Origin of the sequence: Streptomyces sp. 8N706, from assembly GCF_052245415.1 — a bacterium.
GTDB lineage: Bacteria > Actinomycetota > Actinomycetes > Streptomycetales > Streptomycetaceae > Streptomyces.
In genome coordinates, this window is the sequence record NZ_JBQQBW010000044.1 from 1 (window position 1) to 20,878 (window position 20,878).

At 70.3% G+C, this 20,878-nt stretch carries 20 protein-coding genes; 7 read left to right on the forward strand and 13 right to left on the reverse strand.

Annotated elements, in window-relative coordinates; translation table 11 throughout:
• Positions 1-402 precede the first annotated feature (402 nt).
• Entirely contained in the window at positions 403-1,044 is a 642-nt protein-coding gene (locus ACTWQE_RS18275; RefSeq protein WP_443330029.1) for a DNA-3-methyladenine glycosylase, read from the reverse strand.
• Positions 1,045-1,207: 163 nt separating this feature from the next.
• On the opposite strand from ACTWQE_RS18275, the gene ACTWQE_RS18280 reads away from it, so the two are divergent.
• The 3 genes from ACTWQE_RS18280 to ACTWQE_RS18290 all read left to right on the forward strand — a co-directional run bounded on the left by ACTWQE_RS18280 (position 1,208) and on the right by ACTWQE_RS18290 (position 3,337).
• Complete coding sequence (locus ACTWQE_RS18280) at positions 1,208-1,990, forward strand: sporulation protein (protein WP_443330030.1); 783 nt, start codon at positions 1,208-1,210, stop codon at positions 1,988-1,990.
• Between the two features lie 40 nt (positions 1,991-2,030).
• The gene (locus ACTWQE_RS18285) at positions 2,031-2,570 is read left to right on the forward strand and encodes a YbhB/YbcL family Raf kinase inhibitor-like protein (protein WP_443330031.1); all 540 of its coding nucleotides are present in this window, start codon (positions 2,031-2,033) and stop codon (positions 2,568-2,570) included.
• Positions 2,571-2,833: 263 nt separating this feature from the next.
• Positions 2,834-3,337 carry an HNH endonuclease gene (locus ACTWQE_RS18290; protein ID WP_443330032.1) on the forward strand — a complete coding sequence of 168 codons (504 nt, stop codon included), beginning with the start codon at positions 2,834-2,836 and terminating at the stop codon, positions 3,335-3,337.
• 43 nt (positions 3,338-3,380) lie between these two features.
• On the opposite strand, the gene ACTWQE_RS18295 is transcribed toward ACTWQE_RS18290, so the two are convergent.
• From ACTWQE_RS18295 to ACTWQE_RS18310, 4 genes are all read right to left on the reverse strand, one after another.
• Positions 3,381-4,148, reverse strand: a complete 768-nt coding sequence (locus tag ACTWQE_RS18295) for a sulfite exporter TauE/SafE family protein (protein ID WP_443330033.1) — start codon at positions 4,146-4,148, stop codon at positions 3,381-3,383.
• A gap of 54 nt (positions 4,149-4,202) precedes the next feature.
• Entirely contained in the window at positions 4,203-5,144 is a 942-nt protein-coding gene (locus ACTWQE_RS18300; protein ID WP_443330034.1) for an SPFH domain-containing protein, read from the reverse strand.
• A 93-nt stretch (positions 5,145-5,237) separates the two neighbouring features.
• The gene (locus ACTWQE_RS18305) at positions 5,238-5,660 is read right to left on the reverse strand and encodes an NfeD family protein (RefSeq protein ID WP_443330035.1); all 423 of its coding nucleotides are present in this window, start codon (positions 5,658-5,660) and stop codon (positions 5,238-5,240) included.
• Between the two features lie 46 nt (positions 5,661-5,706).
• Positions 5,707-6,498, reverse strand: a complete 792-nt coding sequence (locus ACTWQE_RS18310) for an ABC transporter ATP-binding protein (protein WP_443330036.1) — start codon at positions 6,496-6,498, stop codon at positions 5,707-5,709.
• A gap of 109 nt (positions 6,499-6,607) precedes the next feature.
• On the opposite strand from ACTWQE_RS18310, the gene ACTWQE_RS18315 reads away from it, so the two are divergent.
• The gene (locus tag ACTWQE_RS18315) at positions 6,608-7,420 is read left to right on the forward strand and encodes a hypothetical protein (protein ID WP_443330037.1); all 813 of its coding nucleotides are present in this window, start codon (positions 6,608-6,610) and stop codon (positions 7,418-7,420) included.
• Positions 7,421-7,903: 483 nt separating this feature from the next.
• On the opposite strand, the gene ACTWQE_RS18320 is transcribed toward ACTWQE_RS18315, so the two are convergent.
• The 3 genes from ACTWQE_RS18320 to ACTWQE_RS18330 form a co-directional block, all read right to left on the reverse strand.
• Positions 7,904-8,149: a chaplin gene (locus ACTWQE_RS18320; RefSeq protein ID WP_443330038.1), complete on the reverse strand. Its 246-nt coding sequence runs from the start codon at positions 8,147-8,149 to the stop codon at positions 7,904-7,906.
• Positions 8,150-8,283: 134 nt separating this feature from the next.
• Complete coding sequence (locus tag ACTWQE_RS18325; protein WP_443330039.1) at positions 8,284-8,934, reverse strand: response regulator; 651 nt, start codon at positions 8,932-8,934, stop codon at positions 8,284-8,286.
• A complete protein-coding gene (locus ACTWQE_RS18330; RefSeq protein ID WP_443330040.1) occupies positions 8,927-10,078 on the reverse strand; it encodes a GAF domain-containing sensor histidine kinase in 1,152 nt (383 codons plus the stop codon). Before ACTWQE_RS18330 ends, ACTWQE_RS18325 begins: the two co-directional genes overlap by 8 nt.
• A gap of 976 nt (positions 10,079-11,054) precedes the next feature.
• Here ACTWQE_RS18330 and ACTWQE_RS18335 point away from each other — a divergent pair.
• Positions 11,055-11,831: a transglycosylase SLT domain-containing protein gene (locus tag ACTWQE_RS18335; RefSeq protein ID WP_443330041.1), complete on the forward strand. Its 777-nt coding sequence runs from the start codon at positions 11,055-11,057 to the stop codon at positions 11,829-11,831.
• Between the two features lie 115 nt (positions 11,832-11,946).
• On the opposite strand, the gene ACTWQE_RS18340 is transcribed toward ACTWQE_RS18335, so the two are convergent.
• On the reverse strand, positions 11,947-14,430 hold the full coding sequence (locus ACTWQE_RS18340; RefSeq protein ID WP_443330042.1) for an FHA domain-containing protein: 2,484 nt from the start codon (positions 14,428-14,430) through the stop codon (positions 11,947-11,949).
• A gap of 257 nt (positions 14,431-14,687) precedes the next feature.
• On the opposite strand from ACTWQE_RS18340, the gene ACTWQE_RS18345 reads away from it, so the two are divergent.
• Together ACTWQE_RS18345 and serB are read left to right on the forward strand one after the other, a co-directional pair.
• Positions 14,688-15,614, forward strand: a complete 927-nt coding sequence (locus ACTWQE_RS18345) for a streptophobe family protein (RefSeq protein WP_443330043.1) — start codon at positions 14,688-14,690, stop codon at positions 15,612-15,614.
• Positions 15,615-16,352: 738 nt separating this feature from the next.
• Positions 16,353-17,585 (forward strand): phosphoserine phosphatase SerB, encoded by a 1,233-nt coding sequence (gene serB, locus ACTWQE_RS18350; protein WP_443330044.1) that lies wholly within the window; start codon positions 16,353-16,355, stop codon positions 17,583-17,585.
• 200 nt (positions 17,586-17,785) lie between these two features.
• On the opposite strand, the gene ACTWQE_RS18355 is transcribed toward serB, so the two are convergent.
• From ACTWQE_RS18355 to ACTWQE_RS18370, 4 genes are all read right to left on the reverse strand, one after another.
• Positions 17,786-18,337: a SixA phosphatase family protein gene (locus tag ACTWQE_RS18355; RefSeq protein ID WP_443330045.1), complete on the reverse strand. Its 552-nt coding sequence runs from the start codon at positions 18,335-18,337 to the stop codon at positions 17,786-17,788.
• Positions 18,338-18,426: 89 nt separating this feature from the next.
• Positions 18,427-18,663, reverse strand: a complete 237-nt coding sequence (locus tag ACTWQE_RS18360) for a hypothetical protein (protein ID WP_443330046.1) — start codon at positions 18,661-18,663, stop codon at positions 18,427-18,429.
• A 199-nt stretch (positions 18,664-18,862) separates the two neighbouring features.
• Entirely contained in the window at positions 18,863-18,979 is a 117-nt protein-coding gene (locus tag ACTWQE_RS18365; protein ID WP_443330047.1) for an SGM_5486 family transporter-associated protein, read from the reverse strand.
• A 369-nt stretch (positions 18,980-19,348) separates the two neighbouring features.
• Complete coding sequence (locus ACTWQE_RS18370) at positions 19,349-20,818, reverse strand: CynX/NimT family MFS transporter (RefSeq protein WP_443330048.1); 1,470 nt, start codon at positions 20,816-20,818, stop codon at positions 19,349-19,351.
• Positions 20,819-20,878 lie beyond the last annotated feature (60 nt).

Here is a 20,878-nt window from a genome sequence, read left to right on the forward strand (position 1 = left end):
ATCAACATATCTGGCGTTGACTTTTGGCACGCTGTTGAGTTCTCAAGGAACGGACGCTTCCTTCGGCCCCGTCTCCGGGCCCTCCGGGCGCTTCCCTTCGGTGTTTCCAACCTTACCAGACTCTATTTCGCACCGTTCCCGGTCCGAATTCAGATTCCGGCCCCCTGTTGGAGCGGGGTTTTCGCGCCTTCCGGCGCTGCCACCACGTTAGCGGATTTCCCGACCGGCTCATAATCGAGCCATTCGCATCAGATTTCGGCATGCCGAAATCATCCCCGATGGGAGTTCCTCGTAGCGACAGTGATGCCGCTTGCGGGTGGTTGGGGGCCGACCTCTGGCCGTCCCTTACAGCTCTGCCCGTTCAAGCGGCTCGGGCTACGTTAAGCGGTCGGACATCCGGAGTCAAGCTCCGCCCTGGCGGCGGCGGCGCGGAGTGTGGGCGCGATAGGGGCTCACGGTCGGATCTCCGTCAATCCAGAATCGCCAGGGGTGGGCCGCGCCATCGCCGCTGACTCCTGTCCGCGGGCCGTTCCGGATCTCGTCGCGGTCCGCCGGATCTCCGGTCAGTACCGCCAGAGGGGCCTGAGGACCTGCACAGATGTCGAAGCCGTTGAGCGAGCGGTCCACATCGAGGGCGGTCGCCAGACGCGCCGGCCCCTTCGCCAGTTCGTTCTCCTTGCGTGCTGTCGGACGGCGCTTTTGGGCCAACTCGCTGCCTGTCCTGATCTCACCCGCCCGGAGCAGGACACCGCTCGCGGTGCCCACCGGGCCGCAGACCAGGTTCAGGCTGAACCACATGCCGTAGATGAAGTAGACGTACGCGTGCCCGGGCGGGCCGAACATCGAGGCGTTGCGCTCGGTGCGGCCGCGGTACGCGTGCGAGCCGGGGTCGGTCGAGCCGTTGTAGGCCTCGACCTCCGTCAGCCGCAGTTCGATCGGCCCGTCAGGCGTCGTACGGACCAGGGTGCGGCCCAGGAGGTCGGGGGCGACCTCGAGGACGGGCCGGTCGAAGAAGTCGCGTGTCAGCGGCGTACGGTGCGGCATGCGCTCCGAGCGTAGTCCAACGGGTACGGGCCGGTCGCTGGCCATGTGACTTCCCGCTTGGAAGGGTGGGGGCGCGGAATCACCAAGGGCGGAACCACCAAGGGCCGTTCCGCGTATGTAGGTAGGGATCAAGGCGATACAGGCTCGGCCTGGGAGGAACAAGATGGGCTTCAAGAAGCTGCTGGCGAGCATGGGTGCCGGCGGGGCGTCGGTGGAGACGGTGCTCACCGAGGCGAACGTCGTGCCGGGTGGGGTCGTACAGGGTGAGGTCCGGATCGAGGGCGGGTCCGTCGCCCAGCAGATCGAGGGACTCTCGGTCGGGCTCCAGGCCCGGGTCGAGGTGGAGGGCGGGGACAACGAGTACAAGCAGGACGTCGAGTTCCACAAGCAGCAGCTGGGCGGGGCGTTCGAGGTCCAGGCCGGTGCCGTGCACGCGGTTCCGTTCGGGCTGGAGATCCCGTGGGAGACGCCGGTGACGACCTTCCTGAGCCGTCATCTGACCGGTATGAACGTCGGTGTGACGACGGAGCTGCAGATCGCGCGGGCCGTTGACTCGGGCGACCTCGACCCGGTCCATGTGCATCCACTGCCGGCGCAGCAGGCGATCCTGGACGCCTTCGGCGCGCTGGGTTTCCGCTTCAAGAGCGCGGACCTGGAGCGCGGGCACATCCGCGGGACCCGGCAGCGGCTGCCCTTCTACCAGGAGATCGAGTTCTTCGCCCCGGAGCAGTACCGGGGGCTGAACCAGGTGGAGCTGAGCTTTGTCGCGGACGACCGCGAGATGGACGTCATCCTGGAGATGGACAAGAAGCCGGGCCTGTTCACCGAGGGCAGCGACTCGTTCCGGGCGTTCACCGTCGGCCTCCACTCCTTCCAGGAGACCGACTGGGCGGCGTACCTGAACCAGTGGCTGGCCGAGGTCGGTGGGCGGCGCAATTGGATCTAGGCTCGGAACCGCAGAACTCCACCGATCAGGAGGTTCCGACGTGACCGAGCTCAACAGGCCGCCACTACCGCATGACTTCCATCCCTCGGTGCCGTCGTTCACCGTGGTGAGCGAGGACATCGCGCCGGGGGCCACGCTGGGCGACGCCCAAGTGCAAGCGGGTGGCAACACCTCGCCGCAGCTCCGGTGGGAGGGTTTCCCTGCGGAGACCAAGAGCTTCGCGGTGACGTGTTTCGACCCGGACGCACCGACCGGCAGCGGCTTCTGGCACTGGGTGCTGTTCAATATCCCGGCGACGGTCACAGAACTCCCCCCGGGGGTCGGCAGCGGCAGGTTCGAGGGGCTGCCCAAGGGGGCCGTGCACGCCCGGAACGACTACGGGACACGGGAGTTCGGCGGGGCCGCCCCGCCGCCCGGCGACCCGGCGCACCGGTATGTCTTCACGGTGTACGCCGTGGACTCGGAGCAGCTGGGCCCGGACGAGGACGCCTCTCCTGCCGTCGTGGGCTTCAATCTGCGGTTCCACACCCTGGCGCGTGCGCAGTTGATCGGCGAGTACGGGGCTCCCGCAGAAGCCTGACCTCTCCCTGCCCCTCCGTTCTGCCCCGGTCACCTCCCTGGTGACCGGGGCAGACCGGTTCCCAACCCGGCCGCCGTTCCCGTCCCGGGCCGACTCGGTTTCTTCCACTACCGGCCCGCGCCCCGTTTTCACCCGAGCGCCCCTCGCCGTACGGGAAATTGCGTTGTTCCGACCGGGGCGCCCGGCCAGAGTTGATCCCGGCCCGCCGCGACGGCGGGGAGGCCGCGGAACGGTACAGGGATGACTGCGGGAGGTGGGCGGGGATGCGCGAGACGCTGGTGCTGAATGCGAGCTTCGAGCCGCTGTCGACGGTGACGTTGCGCCGTGCGGTGGTGCTGGTCATGCAGGACAAGGCCGTCGTCGAGAAGGCTCACCCCGGACTGCGCATCCGTGCGGCCGCGGTCGATGTGCCGGTGCCGCAGGTGATCAGGCTCTGCCGGTACGTACGGGTGCCGTTCCGAAGACAGGCGCCGTGGTCGCGTCGGGGGGTGCTGATGCGGGACCGGCACCGGTGCGCGTACTGCGGGCGCCGGGCGACGACCGTGGATCACGTGGTGCCGCGTTCCCAGGGGGGTGCGGACACATGGCTGAACACGGTCGCCGCCTGTGCCGAGGACAATCACCGCAAGGCGGACCGCACTCCTGATCAGGCGGGGATGCGCTTGATCAACAGGCCGTTCGAGCCGACGCCCTCGGACTCGCTGCTGCTCGCGTTGGGGGTGTCGGCCCGGGAGACCCTGCCCGAGTGGCTGCCGCTGCCCGCCTGAGGGACGCGAGGACGCGCGGGCGGGCCCGTCGTTCAGCTGCGGCTCAGCGGAGCAGCAGCTGAACGATCGCGGCTGTACCGACCGCGACGATCACTGCGCGCAGTGCGGTGGGCGGGAGCCGCCGGCCGATCTTGGCGCCGAGCTGGCCGCCGAGGGTGGAGCCGACGGCGATCAGCAGTACGGCGTACCAGTCGAACTCGGCGACGAAGAGGAAGAAGAGGGCGGCGACGCCGTTGACGACCGCGGCGAGGATGTTCTTGACGGCGTTGATCCGCTGGAGGTCGTCGTTGAGCAGCAGGCCCATGAGGGAGAGATAGAGAACGCCCTGGGCGGCGCCGAAGTAGCCGCCGTACACGCTGGCCGACAACAGGCCGACAAGCAGCAGGGGGCCGCCGTCGGAGGGGGTGCCGTCGCCGTTCTGCTCGCGGTGTCGCTGTACGGCGCGGGCGAGCCGTGGCTGGAGGACGACCAGGACCAGGGCGAGGGCGATCAGGGCGGGCACGATCGCGTCGAAGGCGGCCGAGGGCAGGGTGACCAGCAGGGCAGCGCCGGCGAGACCTCCGATGAGGGCGGTGACGCCGAGGCGGATGACGCGCTGCCGCTGGCCGCTCAGCTCACGCCTGTAGCCGATGGCGCCGCTGATCGATCCGGACACCAGGCCGAGGGTGTTGGAGACATTGGCGGTGATCGGTGGAAGCCCGGTGGCCAGGAGCACCGGGAAGGTGATCAGAGTGCCGGAGCCGACGATGGTGTTGATGGTGCCGGCGCCGATACCCGCCGTGAAGACGGCCACTGCTTCCCAGATGCCCACGCTGTCCCTCTTCGTGATCGATGTCTATGGCACCGATCATGCCTGATGGGGCACTCAGTCGATACGGGGCTGCTCGCGACGCGGTCCGGGGGTCTTGGGGGCGAGGTCGCCGCCGCCGGTCGTCGGGCCGAAGTTGCCGATGGCGCCGCTGAGTCCCTTGAGGGCGTCGCCGATCTCGCTGGGCACGATCCAGAGCTTGTTGGCGTCGCCCTCAGCGATCTTCGGCAGCATCTGGAGGTACTGGTAGGAGAGCAGCTTCTGGTCCGGGTCGCCGGCGTGGATGGACTCGAAGACGGTACGGATCGCCTGGGCTTCACCCTCGGCGCGCAGGGCCGCGGCCCTGGCCTCGCCCTCGGCGCGGAGGATCGCGGACTGCTTCTCGCCTTCGGCGGTGAGGATCTGGGACTGCCGGATGCCTTCGGCGGTGAGGATCGCGGCGCGCTTGTCGCGGTCGGCGCGCATCTGCTTCTCCATCGAGTCCTGGATGGAGGTGGGCGGCTCGATCGCCTTGAGCTCGACGCGGTTGACGCGGATGCCCCACTTGCCGGTGGCCTCGTCGAGGACTCCGCGCAGGGCGGCGTTGATCTCCTCGCGGGAGGTGAGGGTCCGCTCGAGGTCCATGCCACCGATGATGTTGCGGAGGGTGGTGACGGTGAGCTGCTCGATCGCCTGGATGTAGCTGGCGACTTCATAGGTCGCGGCCCGGGCGTCGGTCACCTGGTAGTAGATGACGGTGTCGATATTGACCACCAGGTTGTCCTGGGTGATCACCGGCTGCGGCGGGAAGGGCACGACCTGCTCGCGGAGGTCGATGCGGTTGCGGATCGAGTCGATGAACGGGACGACGATGTTCAGGCCCGCGTTGAGGGTACGGGTGTAACGGCCGAAGCGCTCGACGATGGCGGCGCTGGCCTGGGGGATGACCTGCACCGTCTTCATGAGTGCGATGAAGACGAGCACCACCAGGATGATCAGGACGATGATGATCGGTTCCATGGATGCTCTCCGTACCCCTTCGGTTGCCTGATGATGATCAGTCTGTCAGAGAGCGGCCGTCCCCGTCGCTGGTTCCGGTCGCCTGACGACCTGTCATATGACGACGGCGGTCGCTCCGTCGATCTCGACGACGTCGACCTGCTGGCCCACTTCGTACACCTGGTCGCCGTCGAGCGTACGGGCGGACCAGACTTCGCCCGCGAGCTTGATGCGCCCGCCGGTGCCGTCGACCCGCTCCAGGACGACCGCTTGCCGGCCGCGCAACGCGTCGACACCGCTGGCCAGTTGGGGCCGCTGGTTCCGGTGCCGAGCGGCGATGGGGCGTACGACGGCGATCAGCGCGACGGAGACGAGGGCGAAGACCAGTACCTGGACGACGGTCCCACCGCCCAACGCGGCCACGACGGCGCCCGCGACGGCGCCGACCGCGAACATCCCGAATTCCGGCATCGCGGTCACAACGAGAGGAATACCCAGCCCTACGGCGGCGATCAGCCACCACACCCATGGATCCACCCGCTCATGGTAGGCGTGGTGACCTCGTCGCGGACAGTGGTCCCGCTCAGGACAGGGGCAGACCCTGGGCCGACCAACGGTCCCCGTTGCGCTCGACGATGAGCGGCAGGCCGAAGCAGAGCGAGAGGTTACGGGAGGTCAGTTCGGTCTCGACGGGCCCCGCCGCGAGCACCTTTCCCTGACGGATCATCAGGACGTGGGTGAAGCCCGGCGCGATCTCCTCGACATGGTGCGTCACCATGATCATGGAGGGGGCGTACGGGTCGCGGGCGAGCCGGCCGAGGCGGCGTACGAGATCCTCGCGACCGCCGAGGTCGAGGCCTGCCGCCGGCTCGTCGAGCAGCAGCAGCTCGGGGTCGGTCATCATCGCGCGGGCGATCAGCGTCCGCTTGCGCTCGCCTTCGGAGAGCGTGCCGAACTTCCGGTCGAGGTAGTCGTTCATACCGAGCCGGTCGAGGAAGGCGCGGGCGCGCTGCTCGTCGACGGCGTCGTAGTTCTCGTGCCAGTGCGCGGTCATGCCGTAGGCGGCGGTGAGCACGGTCTGCAGGACGCTCTGGCCGCGGGGCAGCTTGTCGGCCATGGCGATGCCCGCCATACCGATGCGCGGACGCAGCTCGAAGACATCGACTCCGCCGAGCTTCTCCCCGAGGATCTGCGCGGCGCCGGAGGTCGGGAAGAGGTAGCTGGAAGCGACGTTGAGCAGTGTGGTCTTGCCCGCGCCGTTGGGGCCGAGGATCACCCAGCGCTCGCCCTCGGCGACCGACCAGGAGACCTGGTCCACCAGAGCCCGGCCCTCGCGGACCACGGATACGTCCACCAGCTCCAGTACATCGCTCATGAGCGCGTTGTCTCCCATGCAGTCTCGGATGTCGCGTGCGCTCCTGTGGGCGCAGCCCCAGGGAAAACCTACGCCACCGCCCGCCGTGTCCAGTCCCTAGGCTGGTCCCATGCTCAACGAACCTCGCTCCGGACGGCTGGCCGCGTGGGGAAATGCCCTTTTGGCCGGACTCGTCTCGCCCGATGACGCAGTCCACCGCATTGTCGGGGACGACGCTCTGCACCGCGTCGAAGGACTGCCGGAGGAGTCCGCGCAGGTCGGTCTCAGCCTCGGTCTGGGGCGGCTGCGGGCGCTCGGTGTGACCGGGCTGCGGGTGGCGCTGCCGGTGCCGGGGCATCCGCTCGGGCTGAGCGGGCCGCCGGACTTCAATGCGCGGGCGCTGGCCGCCGAGGAGGCGGTGATCGCCACCGGTCCGCATCCGCTGGGACTCGTACCGGAGGTGTACGAGGCGGGGCCCGGGGGCGAGGTGTCCAGCGAGGATGTCCACTGTGAGGTGGTATGGCACTGTCTGCCCGTGCGGGACGCACCGCCGGCGGACGTGCCGTCGCTCGGTGAGGCGGAGCGGGAACTCGCGGAGGCGCTGCGGGAGGCGACGGACGTGCTGTCGCGGCTGGATGTGGCCGGTTCGGGGCCCGTGGCCGAGGCGGCGCTGGAGGCGTACCGGGCGCGCTCCGAACGCGGCCGTGAGGTGCTCGCCCCGGGCTATCCGCCGCGGGCGGTACGGGTGTTGGAGCTGGCGCAGCGGGTGGATGCGCTGATCGCCATCGCGTACGGGAGCGGGGACACCCATGAGCACGGGGGTGCGGTCAGCGCGTCCCACATCGCGGCGCGGAGGGAGGCTCTGCGGCCGGTGGAGCGGACGGCCCGGCGGGCGCAGGTGGCGGCATACAACGCGTATGCGGAGGAGCGGGAGCGGCACTGAGCCGTGGGGCCCTCCCCGCCGCCGCCCGGGCCCGTTGGCCGCCGGGGCGCGCCGGGAAGCGCACTGATGCGTAGGGCCCGGCGGGCCGCTGCCGGGGAGCGGGGGCCGGTTCCGCCGAGCGGCATGGACGCCGCCGCCGGGGAGCGCGCCGGGCCGGAAACGGGAGGGTTCCCCCCGAAGGGCGCCGGAGCCGGGGGCTGCTGCGGAGGGGCGCCAGGACCGGGAGGGCTGCCCGGGGGCGTGCTGTGGTGAGAAGGCGGGCCGGACGGGGGGCGGCGGAACCGGGGGCGGCGGGTGTTGCTCGAGCGGTACGAAGGCGTGGATGCGCACACGGAGAACCGCTCGGGACCGTAACGGGCGGCTGGGGACCGTACCGGGCGGCTCCGGGGACCGTCGTACCGAGCCGCTCGGAACAGCGGGAAGCCCCGCGGACCGGTGTGGTCCGCGGGGCCTCGGCTGCGCGGTCGGGGCCGCGCGACGCGATCAGTGGTTGGCGGAGTGGTTGCCGAACGCGGGGTTCAGCACGCCGATCACGTTGACGGTGTTGCCGGTGACGTTGACCGGCACATGCACCGGCGCCTGGACCAGGTTGCCCGAGAGGACACCCGGCGAGTGCACGGCCTGGCCCGTCGCGTGCGCACCGTCGGTGGCGGAGGCCACACCGGCACCAGCGGCGACGAAGCCGCCTGCGACCATGGCGACGGCAGCTGCCTTCTTCAGGTTCTTCACTTTCTTGACCCTCCTCGCTGTTGCCACGGCCAATCGCCGCGGCACGCCATGGAGAACGGGCCGTCGTCGGCCAGGTTGCGCCAGACGGGGGACATACACCCGACAGTATGAATCTCAGCCCGGCAGGGAACCGTTCAGCCGGTCACTCCGTGCCGTACCGCCCAGAGCGCGGCCTGGGTGCGGTCCGCGAGGTCCAGTTTCATGAGGATGTTCGAGACATGGGTCTTCACGGTCTTCTCGGAGAGCACCAGCGCACGGGCGATCTCCCGGTTGGAGCGGCCGTCGGCGATCAGGGCCAGCACCTCCCGCTCCCGCTCGGTCAGCGCGTTCCCGCGTCCCTGGCCGACGGCGGCTCCCTCCTGGGAGAGCAGCGCCCCGGCCACCTCGGGCTGCAGCAGCACATGTCCGGCGTGCACGGACCGGATGGCACCGGCCAGGGCGTCCGGGTCGACGTCCTTGTAGACGTATCCGGCGGCACCGGCGCGGAGCGCGGGTACGACAGTGCGCTGCTCGGTGAAGCTGGTGACAATGAGCACCTTGGCGGGATTGTCGAGCGTACGGAGCTTGCGCAGGGCCTCGATGCCGTCGGTGCCGGGCATCTTGACGTCCATGAGGACGACGTCGGGGCGCAGCTCCTCGGCGCGCTCGACGCCTTCCGCGCCGTCGGCGGCCTCCCCCACCACCTCGATGTCCTCCTGCACCTCGAGAAAGGTCCGCAGGCCTCGGCGGACGACCTGGTGGTCGTCGACGAGCAGCACGCGAATGCTGCGGTGGGGCTCAGCCACCGGGCACCTCCATCTCGATCACGGTGCCCTTCCCGGGCGCCGACTCCACCGTGAGTCGGCCGCCGACCCCGCTTGCCCGGTCGCGCATCGACACCAGGCCGAGATGGCGGCCGGCGCGGCGGACCGCGGAGGGGTCGAAGCCGCGGCCGTCGTCCGCCACCGTCAGCAGCGCGCCCTGCCCCTGCCGGGTCAGGGACACCTCGACCTCGGCGGCCGCCGAGTGCCGCAGCGCGTTGTGCAGTGCCTCCTGGGCGACCCGCAGCACCGCCTCCTCCTGGGCCGCGGGGAGCGCCCGTACGCTCTGTGACGAGAAGCTGACGCGCGCGGCGTGGGCGCGGTCGAGGACCTGGATCTGGGTCCGCAGGGTGGCGACGAGGCCGTCCTCGTCCAGTGCGGCGGGGCGCAGTTCGACCACGGCGGCGCGCAGCTCGTCGGCCGCCTCGGCCGCGAGATCGGCAACCTGTTGCAGCTCGCCCTTGGCGCGGGCCGGGTCGCGGTCCACCAGGGCCGCCGCGGCCTGGGCGGTGAGGCGCAGGGAGAAGAGCTTCTGGGCGACGGCGTCGTGGAGCTCGTGCGCGAGCCGGGCGCGTTCCCCGGCGATGGTGAGCTCACGGCTGCGCTCGTACAGGCGTGCGTTGGTGAGGGCTATCGCGGCGTGCTGGGCCAGGATCCGGAGGATGGCTTCGTCCTCCTCGGTGAAACCGCAGCTGCCCTCGGGCTTGGGGCACGTCTTGTTGGCCAGGAACAGCGCGCCGAGGACCTCGTCCCCGTCGGCGATCGGCAGACCGAGGAAGTCCGACATATCGGGGTGGGCGCTCGGCCAGCCCTCGAAGCGTGGGTCCTTACGGACGTCGGCGAGCCGCTGCGGGGTGGCCTCCTGGAGCATCGCGGCGAGGATGCCGTGCTGGCGGGGCAGCGGGCCGATGGCCTTCCACTGTTCGTCGGTGACGCCGTCCACGACGAACTGGGCGAAGCCTCCGTGGTCGTCGGGTACGCCGAGGGCGGCGTACTCGGCGTCGAGCAACTCGCGCGCGGACGCGACGATCGTATGGAGCACGTCACGTACTTCCAGATGCCTGCTCATGGCGAGCAGGGCGGCGCTCACCGCGGCGAGTCCCGATCCCGGGACGGGGCCGTTGGTCATGGCCTCACGGTACCGGCGGGGGACGGCCGGTCGGGTCGGGCCGCGGAGGCATCCTCTCCGGTCTTCGGCACGGGATTGGCCAGGACTTGGGGACTAGGACCAAGGGCCCTGGCCCGTCCGTCGGACCGCGCCACGACGTGCCTCCGCCCCGCGGGCCTCGTCACCCCGGAGCGCGGGGTACTGCCGTGGAGCGCGGGGCGGGGTGCTGACCTGTGCCGGTGACCGGGGTGCGCAAGCCCCGTACGGGAGCCGGGGGTGGTGACGGCCTCGCATACGTGATGCCGGAGACGGCCTCACGCCTTCTGACGCCGGAGGGCCCGGCGGGCGTCGGCGCCGGGGCGGACCTCGCGTGCGTCGATGCTGGTTGCCGATGCCGGACGAAGGCCGTGGTGGCCCTCGCACGCGCTGACGCCTGGTGGCGGCCTCGCGTCCACTGACGGGGGTGGCGGGTGACCGGCCGGGCGGTGCCGCCTCGACGGCCGTGCGGAGGCGCCCGCGCACCGCTGTCCGCGGCATGGGGTCGGCGATGTGCGTCTCGCCCTGCCCGGCTGATAGACAATCCCCCGGCATCTCCGGTTCCCCTTTTCGGGGACCGTGGGTTTTGCCCACGCTGTGTGCTCCAGCGAATCCGCCCGGTGAAACCGCCCGGGTCCATATGTGACACGGCGCATAGGACGTACATCACGTACGACCTTTCGTAGTGGACGCATAGGGCTGAATGCGCCCGGAATGACCGGTGACGAATGCCTCCCGGGCGGACCCGGCGGCCCCCCGGAACAACGATTCCGGGTAGTACGTCACACCTTTGCCACAGCTTTTTGGGCCAGCTAAGAATTGCTCCCGTCGCACGGCGCCGCAGATCGAATGCGGCGCTTTCTGCCGGAACGGCGAGCGCAATCCCTGCCGCTCAGGGACTTCGTGCTGCCGTCACCGACCCGGCCTCTGCGACACCAGCTATTGGAAGAGGTCCAAACGCATGCCCGTCCCCACGTTTTCTGGTTACCGCCGCCTGACCAAGACCCACCGTCTCTCCGCCGCGGGTGTCGCCGCTGCGGGCGCCGCGGCCCTGGCCTTCGCGGTCGTACCCGGTTCCGCCGAGGCCGAGCAGGCGCCGCAGGCCGCTCCCCAGGCGCTTTCCGCCAAGCCGGTCGCAGAGTTCAACGCCGACAGCATCGGCAAGATCCAGAAGGACGGCCTGACCCAGCAGTCGGTCCAGGCCGCCAAGCAGGCCAAGGCCGACGCCGCGGCGAAGGAGAAGGCCGAGGCCGAGGCGCGCCAGAAGAAGGCCGCCGCCGACATGGCCAAGGCCAAGGCGAAGTTCGCCGCCGAGGCCAAGGAGAAGGCCGCCAAGGCCAAGGCCGCGAAGGAGCGTGCCGCCAAGGAGGCCGCGAACCGGTCCAAGGCGCGCCAGGCCGTCGCCCCCAAGCAGTACCCGAACAACCTCGACGGCTGGATCCGCGAGTCGCTCGACATCATGAAGAAGCACAACATTCCGGGCTCCTACGAGGGCATCCACCGGAACATCATTCGTGAGTCGGGCGGTGACCCGAACGCCATCAACAACTGGGACATCAACGCCCAGAACGGCGTTCCGTCCATCGGCCTGCTCCAGGTGATCAAGCCGACGTTCGACGCCTACCACGTCCCGGGCACCAAGCACGACCAGCGTGACCCGGTGGCCAACATCGTCGCCGCGTGCAACTACGCCGCCGACCGCTACGGCTCGATGGACAACGTGGACTCCGCGTACTGATCCGTCGCGAACAGCGCCCGGCCACGCACCGCAAGCACGAGGGCGGCGGCACCCGAGAGGGTGCCGCCGCCCTGTGGCGTCTCCACTGGCGCCGACCGGCCGTTGACGGCCGGGGCTACTGACGCATGACCTCCGGCTCGTGCCGCCGCAGCAGCCGCGCGACGATGAAGCCGCACACCGCGCCGAGAGCGAGCAGCACGCCCATGTCGAGCATCCAGGTGCTCAACTCGTGGTCCCACAGCGGGTCCGGGTTCCCGGGCTCCCACGGCAGCAGCACATTCAACTGGGCCGTGGAGCCGGCGCCCGAGACCGCCCAGCGTGACGGCATCAGCCACGCCAGCTGTTCGACACCGATCTTGTCGTGCAGTTGGAAAAGGCACCCCGTGAAGACGACCTGGACGATGGCGAACATGACCAGCAGCGGCATGGTCTTCTCCGCCGTCTTCACCAATGAGGAAATAATGAGGCCGAACATCATCGATGCGAAGCCCAGCGCCATGATGGGCAGGGCGAGTTCGATGCCGGGCGATTTCTCGAGCAACAAACCCTCGGCGGGAAGCTTCCGCGGCAGGAAGCCGATGGCGCTGATGATGGCACCCTGAATTGCGGTGATCACGCCGAGGACGATCACCTTGGACATGAGATACGCCGAGCGGGACAGGCCGGTCGCCCGTTCCCGTTCATAGATCACCCGTTCTTTGATCAATTCACGAACGGAGTTGGCTGCTCCCGAAAAGCAGGCGCCGACGGAGAGGATCAGCAGAATCGTGCTGCCGTCGCGGTTGGAGAACGGCGGGTTGCCGTTCTGGGGCCCGAGCGCCAGACCGTAGTCCGCCGGTATGAGGACGCTCACCACACCCAGAACCGCCGGCAGGATCACCATCAGCCCCATGAAGCCCTTGTCGGAGGCGATCACCGACACATAGCGGCGGATCAGCGTCCGCAGCTGGGCTCCCCAGCTCTGCGGCTTCTGGGGCCTCGTCCGCTGGGGTACGACATCCACCGACTGCGGGGCGACGGCGTCGATGTCCGCGGCGTACATCTGGTAGTGCTGCGAGCCTCGCCAGCGGCCCGCCCAGTCGTAGTCCCGGTAGTTCTCGAACGCCGAGAAGATGTCCGCCCACGTCTGGTAACCGAAGAAGTTGAGCGCTTCCTCCGGCGGGCCGAAGTACGCCACCGCACCGCCCGGCGCCATCACCAGCAGCTTGTCGCAGATGGCGAGTTCGGCCACGGAGTGGGTGACCACCAGGACCGTACGGCCGTCGTCGGCCAGCCCGCGCAGCAGCTGCATGACATCGCGGTCCATGCCCGGGTCGAGGCCGGAGGTCGGCTCGTCCAGGAAGATCAGCGACGGCTTGGTCAGCAGCTCCAGTGCCACGGACACCCGCTTGCGCTGGCCTCCGGAGAGAGAAGTGACCTTCTTCTCCTTGTGGATGTCGAGCTTGAGCTCGCGCAGCACCTCGTCGATACGGGCCTCGCGCTCGGCCTCCGCGGTGTCACCGGGGAAGCGGAGCTTGGCCGCGTACTTGAGCGCGGTACGGACCGTCAACTCCCTGTGCAGGATGTCGTCCTGCGGAACGAGACCGATGCGCTGGCGCAGCTCGGCGAACTGCTTGTACAGGTTCCGGTTGTCGTAGAGGACCTCGCCCTGGTCCGCGGGCCGATAGCCGGTGAGCGCCTTGAGCAGCGTGGACTTCCCCGAGCCCGAGGGGCCGATGACCGCGACGAGCGACTTCTCCGGAACGCCGAAGGAGACGTCCTTGAGGATCTGCTTCCCGCCGTCGACCGTCACCGTCAGATGGCGGGCCGAGAAGGACACCTCGCCGGAGTCGACGAACTCCTCCAGGCGGTCGCCGACGAGGCGGAAGGTCGAGTGTCCGACGCCGACGATGTCGTGCGGGCCGATGATCTGGCGCTGGACCGGCTGGCCGTTGACGTACGTGCCGTTGTGGCTGCCGAGGTCGACGATCTCGAACCGGCCGTCCGGCGTGGCCCGGAACTCCGCGTGCTGCCGCGAGACCTGAAGGTCCGAGACCACGAGCTCGTTCTCCAGCGCACGGCCGATCCGCATGACATGGCCGGCGGCGATCTGGTGGAACGACGTCGGGCCGCGCTCGCCCTGGGCCGGGGGAGAACCGGCGGCACCGCCGCCCTGGTGGGGCAGATGAGCGGCCGGAGGCTGCTGCTGCCAGCCCGCCTGTGCGTGCTGGGACTGCTGGGCGTGTGCCTGCGGGGCCTGGGCCCACCCCGGGGCGGCCTGGTGCGGAGCACCCATCGCGGTCTGCACACCAGGGACGGCGGACGTAGCGGCACCGGTGAGATTCAGCCGCGGGCCGTCGGTGGCGTTGCCGAGGTGTACGGCGGAGCCAGGGCCGATCTCCATCTGCTGGATCCGCTGGCCCTGTACATACGTGCCGTTGGTGCTGCCCTGGTCCTCGATGACCCAACTCCGCCCACCCCAGCGGATAGTGGCATGGCGCCAGGACACTCTGGCGTCGTCGACGACCATGTCACCCTGCGGATCGCGTCCGAGGCTGTACGACCGGGACGCATCGAGCGTCCAGGTCCGTCCGTTCAATTCCAGTACGAGTTCCGGCACTCCATGCCCCACTAGTTGTCCCCCGAGTGATCCCCTGCACAGGGAGTCTAGGGATGGTGAACATCGTCAGGAACTATTTCAGGCTCAACACCTCAACTGAAAGTCGGGCCTTGGCAAGTCCACGCTTTTTGTGCCGTTGACTCCACCGAAACGCACCCGGAGAGTGGTAACCACGCACGTAAGCCCATGGATCATGATCAAACGGGGCAACTCGGCTCGCTGATCGGCGCACTCCCGGGGCTGTCGGGGGAGCTGCGATGCGGGCGAGCGATGGCGCGAGGATCCACTGGGCCGATGTGCTGCTCACCGCGACAGCCGCCGTGAGCTGGTCGTTCCTCGCCATGACCGGCACCGCGGCCGTCGGGTTGCACCTTCTCGGGGCCGATGCCGCGGGCGAGTTGAGCACCATGACGGCAGCGGTGGTGGTGCTCGCCGTCAACGGTCGGATGAACCTCTCAGGAGAGCTGGGGGTGTTCGGTCTGAAGGACGCGGAGGCCGGGGCCGCCGTCGATATCGCGCCACTCGGCGTGGGGTTGGTCGGCGCACTGGTGCTGGCCTGTCCCGTGCACGGCAGCGCCAGGGGGCAGCTCGCCGGGCTGCTGCCCGACCCGCTGGACCGGTTGCTCATCTCCGACGGGCCGGTCACGGTCGGCAGACTGGCGGACCTGGACCGGCGGGTGTGGCTGCTGGTGGCGGCGACCGCGCTGATGATGCTGAGTGCGGGGGTACTCACGGCGGTCCGTACGGCGGACGCCGCGCCGCCGGGGCGGGCGGGCCCCCTCCGCTTCGCGGGGCTCTGCGGCATACGTCTCGCGTCCGCTACCGCCCTCGCTCTGCCGCTGCCGGCCTGGCTGACGGATGTCTCGGCTCACGCGAGCCTGTCGGTCCTCGGCTTCGAGGCCTTCGGCGCGGGGATCGAACTGCACGGGGGCCCGGGCGTGGCGCAGGGTGCGGTGGCGGGGGCGGCAGCGGGCGTGCTCGGAGCCCTGGTGACCTGGGCGGCGGGGGTACGGCCGGGCGGTGGCGGAGGCCGTACGCGCCCGCCCCGCCTCTATCCGGACGCTGCTTACGGCCCGGGCCCCTACAACCCGAGCCCGGTCTACCGGCCGTCCCACGACGAGACGAACCCCTACCTCCGCCCGGCCCCGGGCCCCGAGGAAGGCTGGGGAACTCCCCACTGGTAGGCCCCGCGCCCCGGGTCCGACAACCGAGTCAGTACCAAGGCCGGGGCGCACACGGCGCGTCCTTCTGCGCGGCCGGGACCGAAGCCCACCGCACGTCCTCCCACGAAGCCGGAACCGGATACGCAGGGCGGCCGGGATCCCGGGCCGGTGGCCCGCACGGCCGGTCGTCGTGCACGGCCGGGACGGGAGACCACATCGCCGGTCGCGGCGAGGCCGGACCGAAGTCCACACCACACCTCCTCCCCCGAAGCCGGAACCGGATGCGCAGGACAGGTCGGGCCACCAGGACCAACGCGATCGAGGTGGGGCGGCGGGCACCGGGGGAGGGGACGGGGCCGTAGGGGTGGGGTTCTGGAAACTTGGGGTCCCCCATGCCGAAGGCCCAGGGGAGTATGTGGGGGCCGCCAGGCCCGTAAAGAGACGTTCCAGGACCCCCAGCCCCGGAGGGCGCGGCCCTGCACCAGGCACAGGCCGGACTCATGGCCACAGGCGCAGGCACCGCGCACCCGCGCACCGCTCACCGCGCACCGACCGCCGTGTGCTACCGACCGCCCAACAGCCGAACCCCGACGGAACCGAACCGTGGCGGCGCCGCAGGCAGACGACCCCGCGGAACCGAACCCCAGCAGAGCCCCAGGCAGCCCCAGCAGAGCCGGACCCCAGCGGAGCCGCAGGCCCGTCCCGCAGAGCGGGACCGGCGCGCGGCCTCCTGCCCTGCACCGATACGGTGGGAGCACCATGACCGCATCGCAGAACCCACCTGCCGCCGGGGCCCCCGGCGAGGATGTCCCGACCCTCCTCGTCAAGATCTTCGGCAAGGACCGCCCGGGCATCACCGCCGGGCTCTTCAACACCCTCGCCACCTACTCCGTCGACGTCATCGACATCGAGCAGGTCGTCACCCGGGGCCGCATAGTGCTCTGCGCCCTGGTGACCGCCCCGTCCGGGGAGAGCACCGAGGGTGAGCTCCGGGCCACCGTGCACACCTGGGCCGAGTCGCTGAAGCTCCAGGCCGAGATCATCTCCGGTCGGGGCGACAACCGGCCCCGCGGCGTGGGCCGCTCGCATGTCACCGTGCTGGGCCACCCGCTGACCGCCGAGTCGACGGCCGCCATCGCGGCCCGTATCACCGGCACCGGGGGCAATATCGACCGTATTTTCCGGCTGGCGAAGTACCCGGTGACGGCCGTCGAGTTCGCCGTATCGGGTACGGGGACCGAACCGCTGCGGACCGCGCTCGCGATCGAGGCCGCGGCGCTCGGTGTGGATGTCGCCGTGGTCGCCGCGGGTCTGCACCGGCGGGCACAGCGCCTCGTCGTCATGGATGTCGACTCGACCCTCATCCAGGACGAGGTGATCGAGCTCTTCGCGGCCCACGCCGGCTGCGAGGACAAGGTCGCCGAGGTGACGGCGGCCGCGATGCGGGGCGAGCTGGACTTCGAGCAGTCGCTGCACGCGCGCGTGGCGCTGCTCGCGGGCCTCGACGCGTCCGTCGTGGACAAGGTGCGCGCGGAGGTCCGGCTCACGCCCGGCGCACGTACGCTCATCCGCACCCTGAAGCGTCTCGGCTACCAAGTCGGCGTCGTCTCGGGCGGCTTCACGCAGGTCACCGATGACCTCAAGGAGAGGCTGGGGCTCGACTTCGCCTCGGCCAACACCCTTGAGGTGGTGGACGGAAAGTTCACCGGCAGGGTGCTCGGCGAGGTCGTCGACCGGGCGGGGAAGGCGAGGCTGCTGCGCCGGTTCGCGGCTGAGGCGGGCGTGCCGCTCGACCAGACGGTTGCCATCGGTGACGGCGCGAACGACCTGGACATGCTCAACGCGGCGGGGCTCGGTGTGGCGTTCAATGCCAAGCCCATGGTCCGCGAGGCCGCGCACACCGCGGTGAACGTCCCCTTCCTCGACACCGTGCTCTATTTGCTGGGTGTCACGCGCGAAGAGGTCGAGGCGGCCGACACGCTCGCCGACTGAGGCCGGCTCCCGGGCCCAGCACGCCACCGAGCGACGTATGAGGGGCTGTCACTACAGACCTGTGCCCCGCCGGACGGATCCGGCGGGGCACAATCCGTAGTGACGGTGACGTGACGTGTACGGCCCGGCCTGGGGCGTGCGCGTTACGGTGCCGGGCGGCACGTCACCATGCCGGGCGGCAGGTCACCGTAGAGTAGGGCTCACGCGTGCGGCGCCCAGTAGTCCAGCAGCTTTCCGACTCCATGCTCCACGGTCTTCCACGAGCCATTGAAGCCGATGACGGCTATCGCCGCGGTCGGGAAGCCGACCCGCTTCATCCGGGACAGGGCGTCCCCCTCGGCCTCTCCCGCCAGGGCGTCGGCCAGGGCGTGCATTCCGGGGTTGTGTCCGACGAGCATCAGGTCCCGCACATCGTCGGGCTGCTCGTTGAGGAGCGCGATGAGCTCACCGAGGGAGGCTTCGTACAGCCGCTCCTCGTATACGGTCTTGGGCCGCTGCGGCAGCTCGTGCACGACCAGCTTCCAGGTCTCGCGGGTACGGGCCGCGGTCGAGCAGAGGGTCAGCTCGGGGTTGATGCCGGAGTCGGCGAGGCGGCGTCCGGCGACCGGGGCGTCCTTTCGGCCTCTCTCGGCGAGCGGGCGGTCGATGTCGGACACCTCGGGCCAGTCGGCCTTGGCGTGTCGGAGAAGGACGATCCTGCGGGTTTCCGAGGGTCCGGGGGTGCTTTCCGGGGAAGATGCAGCGACGCTCATGCGTCCCAGCTTCGCATGAAACCAACGGCGGGGCTCGGAGTGTTGGGACGCTCCCCCACCACGGGTGATGCCCGGGGCGGGGCGGCCGCTCAGGCGCCGCGGTGGGCCAGGACCTCCTGGATCCGCTCCAGGACCTGCGCGACAGCCGAGGGCGAGCCGGTCGCCGCATGTGCGTCGGAGGCGCCGGAGGGCAGCATCAGCAGCACCGCGAAAGCCATGGCGGGAAGGGCGACGGACCACCAGGGCAACCGGATCTCGTGGGGGTCCCGCCCGGCGGGAGGGGGCGTCCGGGTCTGCGCGGGGGCCGAGGGTGTACGGGCCGACATGTGGGGACCGCCTCCGTGGGTCGAGTGGGGCGACGCGGCCGCCTGCCATGGCCGCGTCCACCGCTCCGTCGCGGTGTACGTCGAACCTACGGAGAGCGGCGCCCCCGGCCCATCCGGTGATCCACCCACTTGACCCTGACCCCGGCCCCCTAAGGGACGGGGGTGCCACCCCCACCGTTCCGGGCCTCGCACAGGTCGGTCAGGGCGAGGCGAAGCTGGCGATCACGCCGACGACGACGGTGATGGCGAGCATGACGCCGAGGATGGTGAGCAGCTTCTTCTGGCTGTTCTGCGGGTTCGGGTCCAGCACTGGCATACGGCCAGTTTCGCACCCGCGCCAAGGGCCTCGGCCCGCGGGTCGGCCTCTCCGGACATGTCGTACGGCGACGGCCTGTCGACGACGGTGGCCGGCCCGTCCTACGGCGACCGCATCTCGACGACGGCCGCCTGCCGACGGAGACGGTCTGCTGACAACGGTCGCCTGTCCCGCGAGAGCGGCCTGTCCGACGACGGCCCCTCCGCAAGCGGAGTCCCGGCCCGACGACCACCGTCCGTCCGACCGCATCCGTCCGGCCACCGTCCGTCCGTCGGCCACGGTCCTTCCGGCAGCCGCAGCCGATCCGGCAGCGGCAGTCGGTCCGGCGAGAGGCCCGCACGGCCGACCGACCGACCGCCCCGGGACAACTCAGCGCCTCTCCTCGCACTCGTCCTCGACGAAACGGTTCCGTCCGGCGATCACACCGAGCACCATTTGCGGCACCATCAAGCACGCCATCAGCACGAGGGGCAGCCCCCAACCCCCCGTGTGCTGATAGAGCACCCCGATCAGCAGCGGACCGGGGATGGAGATGAGATAGCCGGTGCTCTGGACGAAGGCGGAGAGCCGCACCACCGCCGCACCGGTCCGGGTGCGCAACCCGATCAACGTCAGAACCAGCGGGAACGCGCAGGTGGAGATGCCCAGCAGCAGGGCCCAGAGCCAGGCCCCGGATGCCGGGGCGAGATACAGCCCCGCGTAGCCGGAGAGGCCGCAGAGGCCCAGGACGACTGACAGCGGGCCCTGGTTCCGCATCCGGGCCGCCAGCCGCGGCAGCGCGAAGGAGAGCGGCACGCCGAGCCCCATGGTGACGGCGAGGAGCACGCCTGAGGTGGAGGCCGGGACGCCTGCGTCGCGGAAGATCTGCGGCATCCAGCCCATGGTGATGTAGGCGCCGGTGGCCTGGAAGCCGAAGAAGCAGGCGAGAGCCCATGCGGTACGGCTGCGGGTCATGCGCACACCGGAGGCGTCCCGGCGTTCGGCGGCGCACTCACGGAGGCGCCCGCCCTCGCCCTCGACGGACGCTGCGGGAGCCTCCTGCCGCGCACGTTCCGCGGTGTCACGCTCCCCGGTGTGGGTGTCCCGCCCGGCACGCTCCGAGGCGGGATCGTCCCGCCCCGCGGCCCCCGGAGCAGCCGCGTCCTGCCGCGCGCGCACCGGGGCGGCGGTACGGCGTTCGCGGACGACCAGCGGCAGCCAGGGCACTACGGCGAGGACCGCCGGCACCGCCCACACCGCGAGCCCGATGCGCCAGCTGCCGCCCAGGGTGTCGGTCAGGGGGACGGTGGCGGCCGCGGCCAGGGACGTGCCGAGCGACAGACCCATCGAGTAGAGACCGGTCATCGAGCCGACCCGGTCGGGGAACCAGCGCTTGACGATCACCGGCATCAGGACGTTGCTCACGGCTATGCCCGCGAGACCGAGCCCACTGGCGGCGAGGAAACCCGCCGCACCCCCCGTGAAGGGGCGTATCAGCAGACCCGTCGCGATGGCCACCATGCCGGCGCAGACGACCGCGCCGACGCCCCAGCGCCGCGCCAGCCGGGGCGCCGCGATACCGAAGACGGCAAAGCAGAGCGGTGGCACCGAGGTCAGCAGGCCCGCGACGCTCCCGCTCATACCGAGGCCGCCACGGACCTCTTCGAGGAGCGCTCCGAGGCTGGTGATGGCGGGACGCAGGTTGACGGCGGCGAGGACGAGTCCGACGGCCACGAGCCGGGTGAGCCAGACCGGCACTCCCTGCGTACCTCCACTGCCGGCCGTACGGATAACGGCGGTACGGAGCCGGGTGGCACGAGTCCGGGCAGGGTCGAGGATCTTCGTATCGTCGTCGGCCATGAGCGTCATCATAGAATCATGGGATGATTGGCTGTCCAATCAATTGATCGCCCGTCCTCA

Coding starts and splice junctions, on each gene's coding strand:
- ACTWQE_RS18360 (WP_443330046.1), bottom strand. CDS start 18,663: ATGTCGGCCCGTACACCCTCGGCCCCCGCGCAGACCCGGACGCCCCCT.
- ACTWQE_RS18345 (WP_443330043.1), top strand. CDS start 14,688: ATGCGGGCGAGCGATGGCGCGAGGATCCACTGGGCCGATGTGCTGCTC.
- ACTWQE_RS18275 (WP_443330029.1), bottom strand. CDS start 1,044: ATGCCGCACCGTACGCCGCTGACACGCGACTTCTTCGACCGGCCCGTC.
- ACTWQE_RS18355 (WP_443330045.1), bottom strand. CDS start 18,337: ATGAGCGTCGCTGCATCTTCCCCGGAAAGCACCCCCGGACCCTCGGAA.
- ACTWQE_RS18280 (WP_443330030.1), top strand. CDS start 1,208: ATGGGCTTCAAGAAGCTGCTGGCGAGCATGGGTGCCGGCGGGGCGTCG.
- ACTWQE_RS18370 (WP_443330048.1), bottom strand. CDS start 20,818: ATGGCCGACGACGATACGAAGATCCTCGACCCTGCCCGGACTCGTGCC.
- ACTWQE_RS18290 (WP_443330032.1), top strand. CDS start 2,834: ATGCGCGAGACGCTGGTGCTGAATGCGAGCTTCGAGCCGCTGTCGACG.
- ACTWQE_RS18335 (WP_443330041.1), top strand. CDS start 11,055: ATGCCCGTCCCCACGTTTTCTGGTTACCGCCGCCTGACCAAGACCCAC.
- ACTWQE_RS18365 (WP_443330047.1), bottom strand. CDS start 18,979: ATGCCAGTGCTGGACCCGAACCCGCAGAACAGCCAGAAGAAGCTGCTC.
- ACTWQE_RS18330 (WP_443330040.1), bottom strand. CDS start 10,078: ATGACCAACGGCCCCGTCCCGGGATCGGGACTCGCCGCGGTGAGCGCC.
- serB (WP_443330044.1), top strand. CDS start 16,353: ATGACCGCATCGCAGAACCCACCTGCCGCCGGGGCCCCCGGCGAGGAT.
- ACTWQE_RS18310 (WP_443330036.1), bottom strand. CDS start 6,498: ATGAGCGATGTACTGGAGCTGGTGGACGTATCCGTGGTCCGCGAGGGC.
- ACTWQE_RS18315 (WP_443330037.1), top strand. CDS start 6,608: ATGCTCAACGAACCTCGCTCCGGACGGCTGGCCGCGTGGGGAAATGCC.
- ACTWQE_RS18300 (WP_443330034.1), bottom strand. CDS start 5,144: ATGGAACCGATCATCATCGTCCTGATCATCCTGGTGGTGCTCGTCTTC.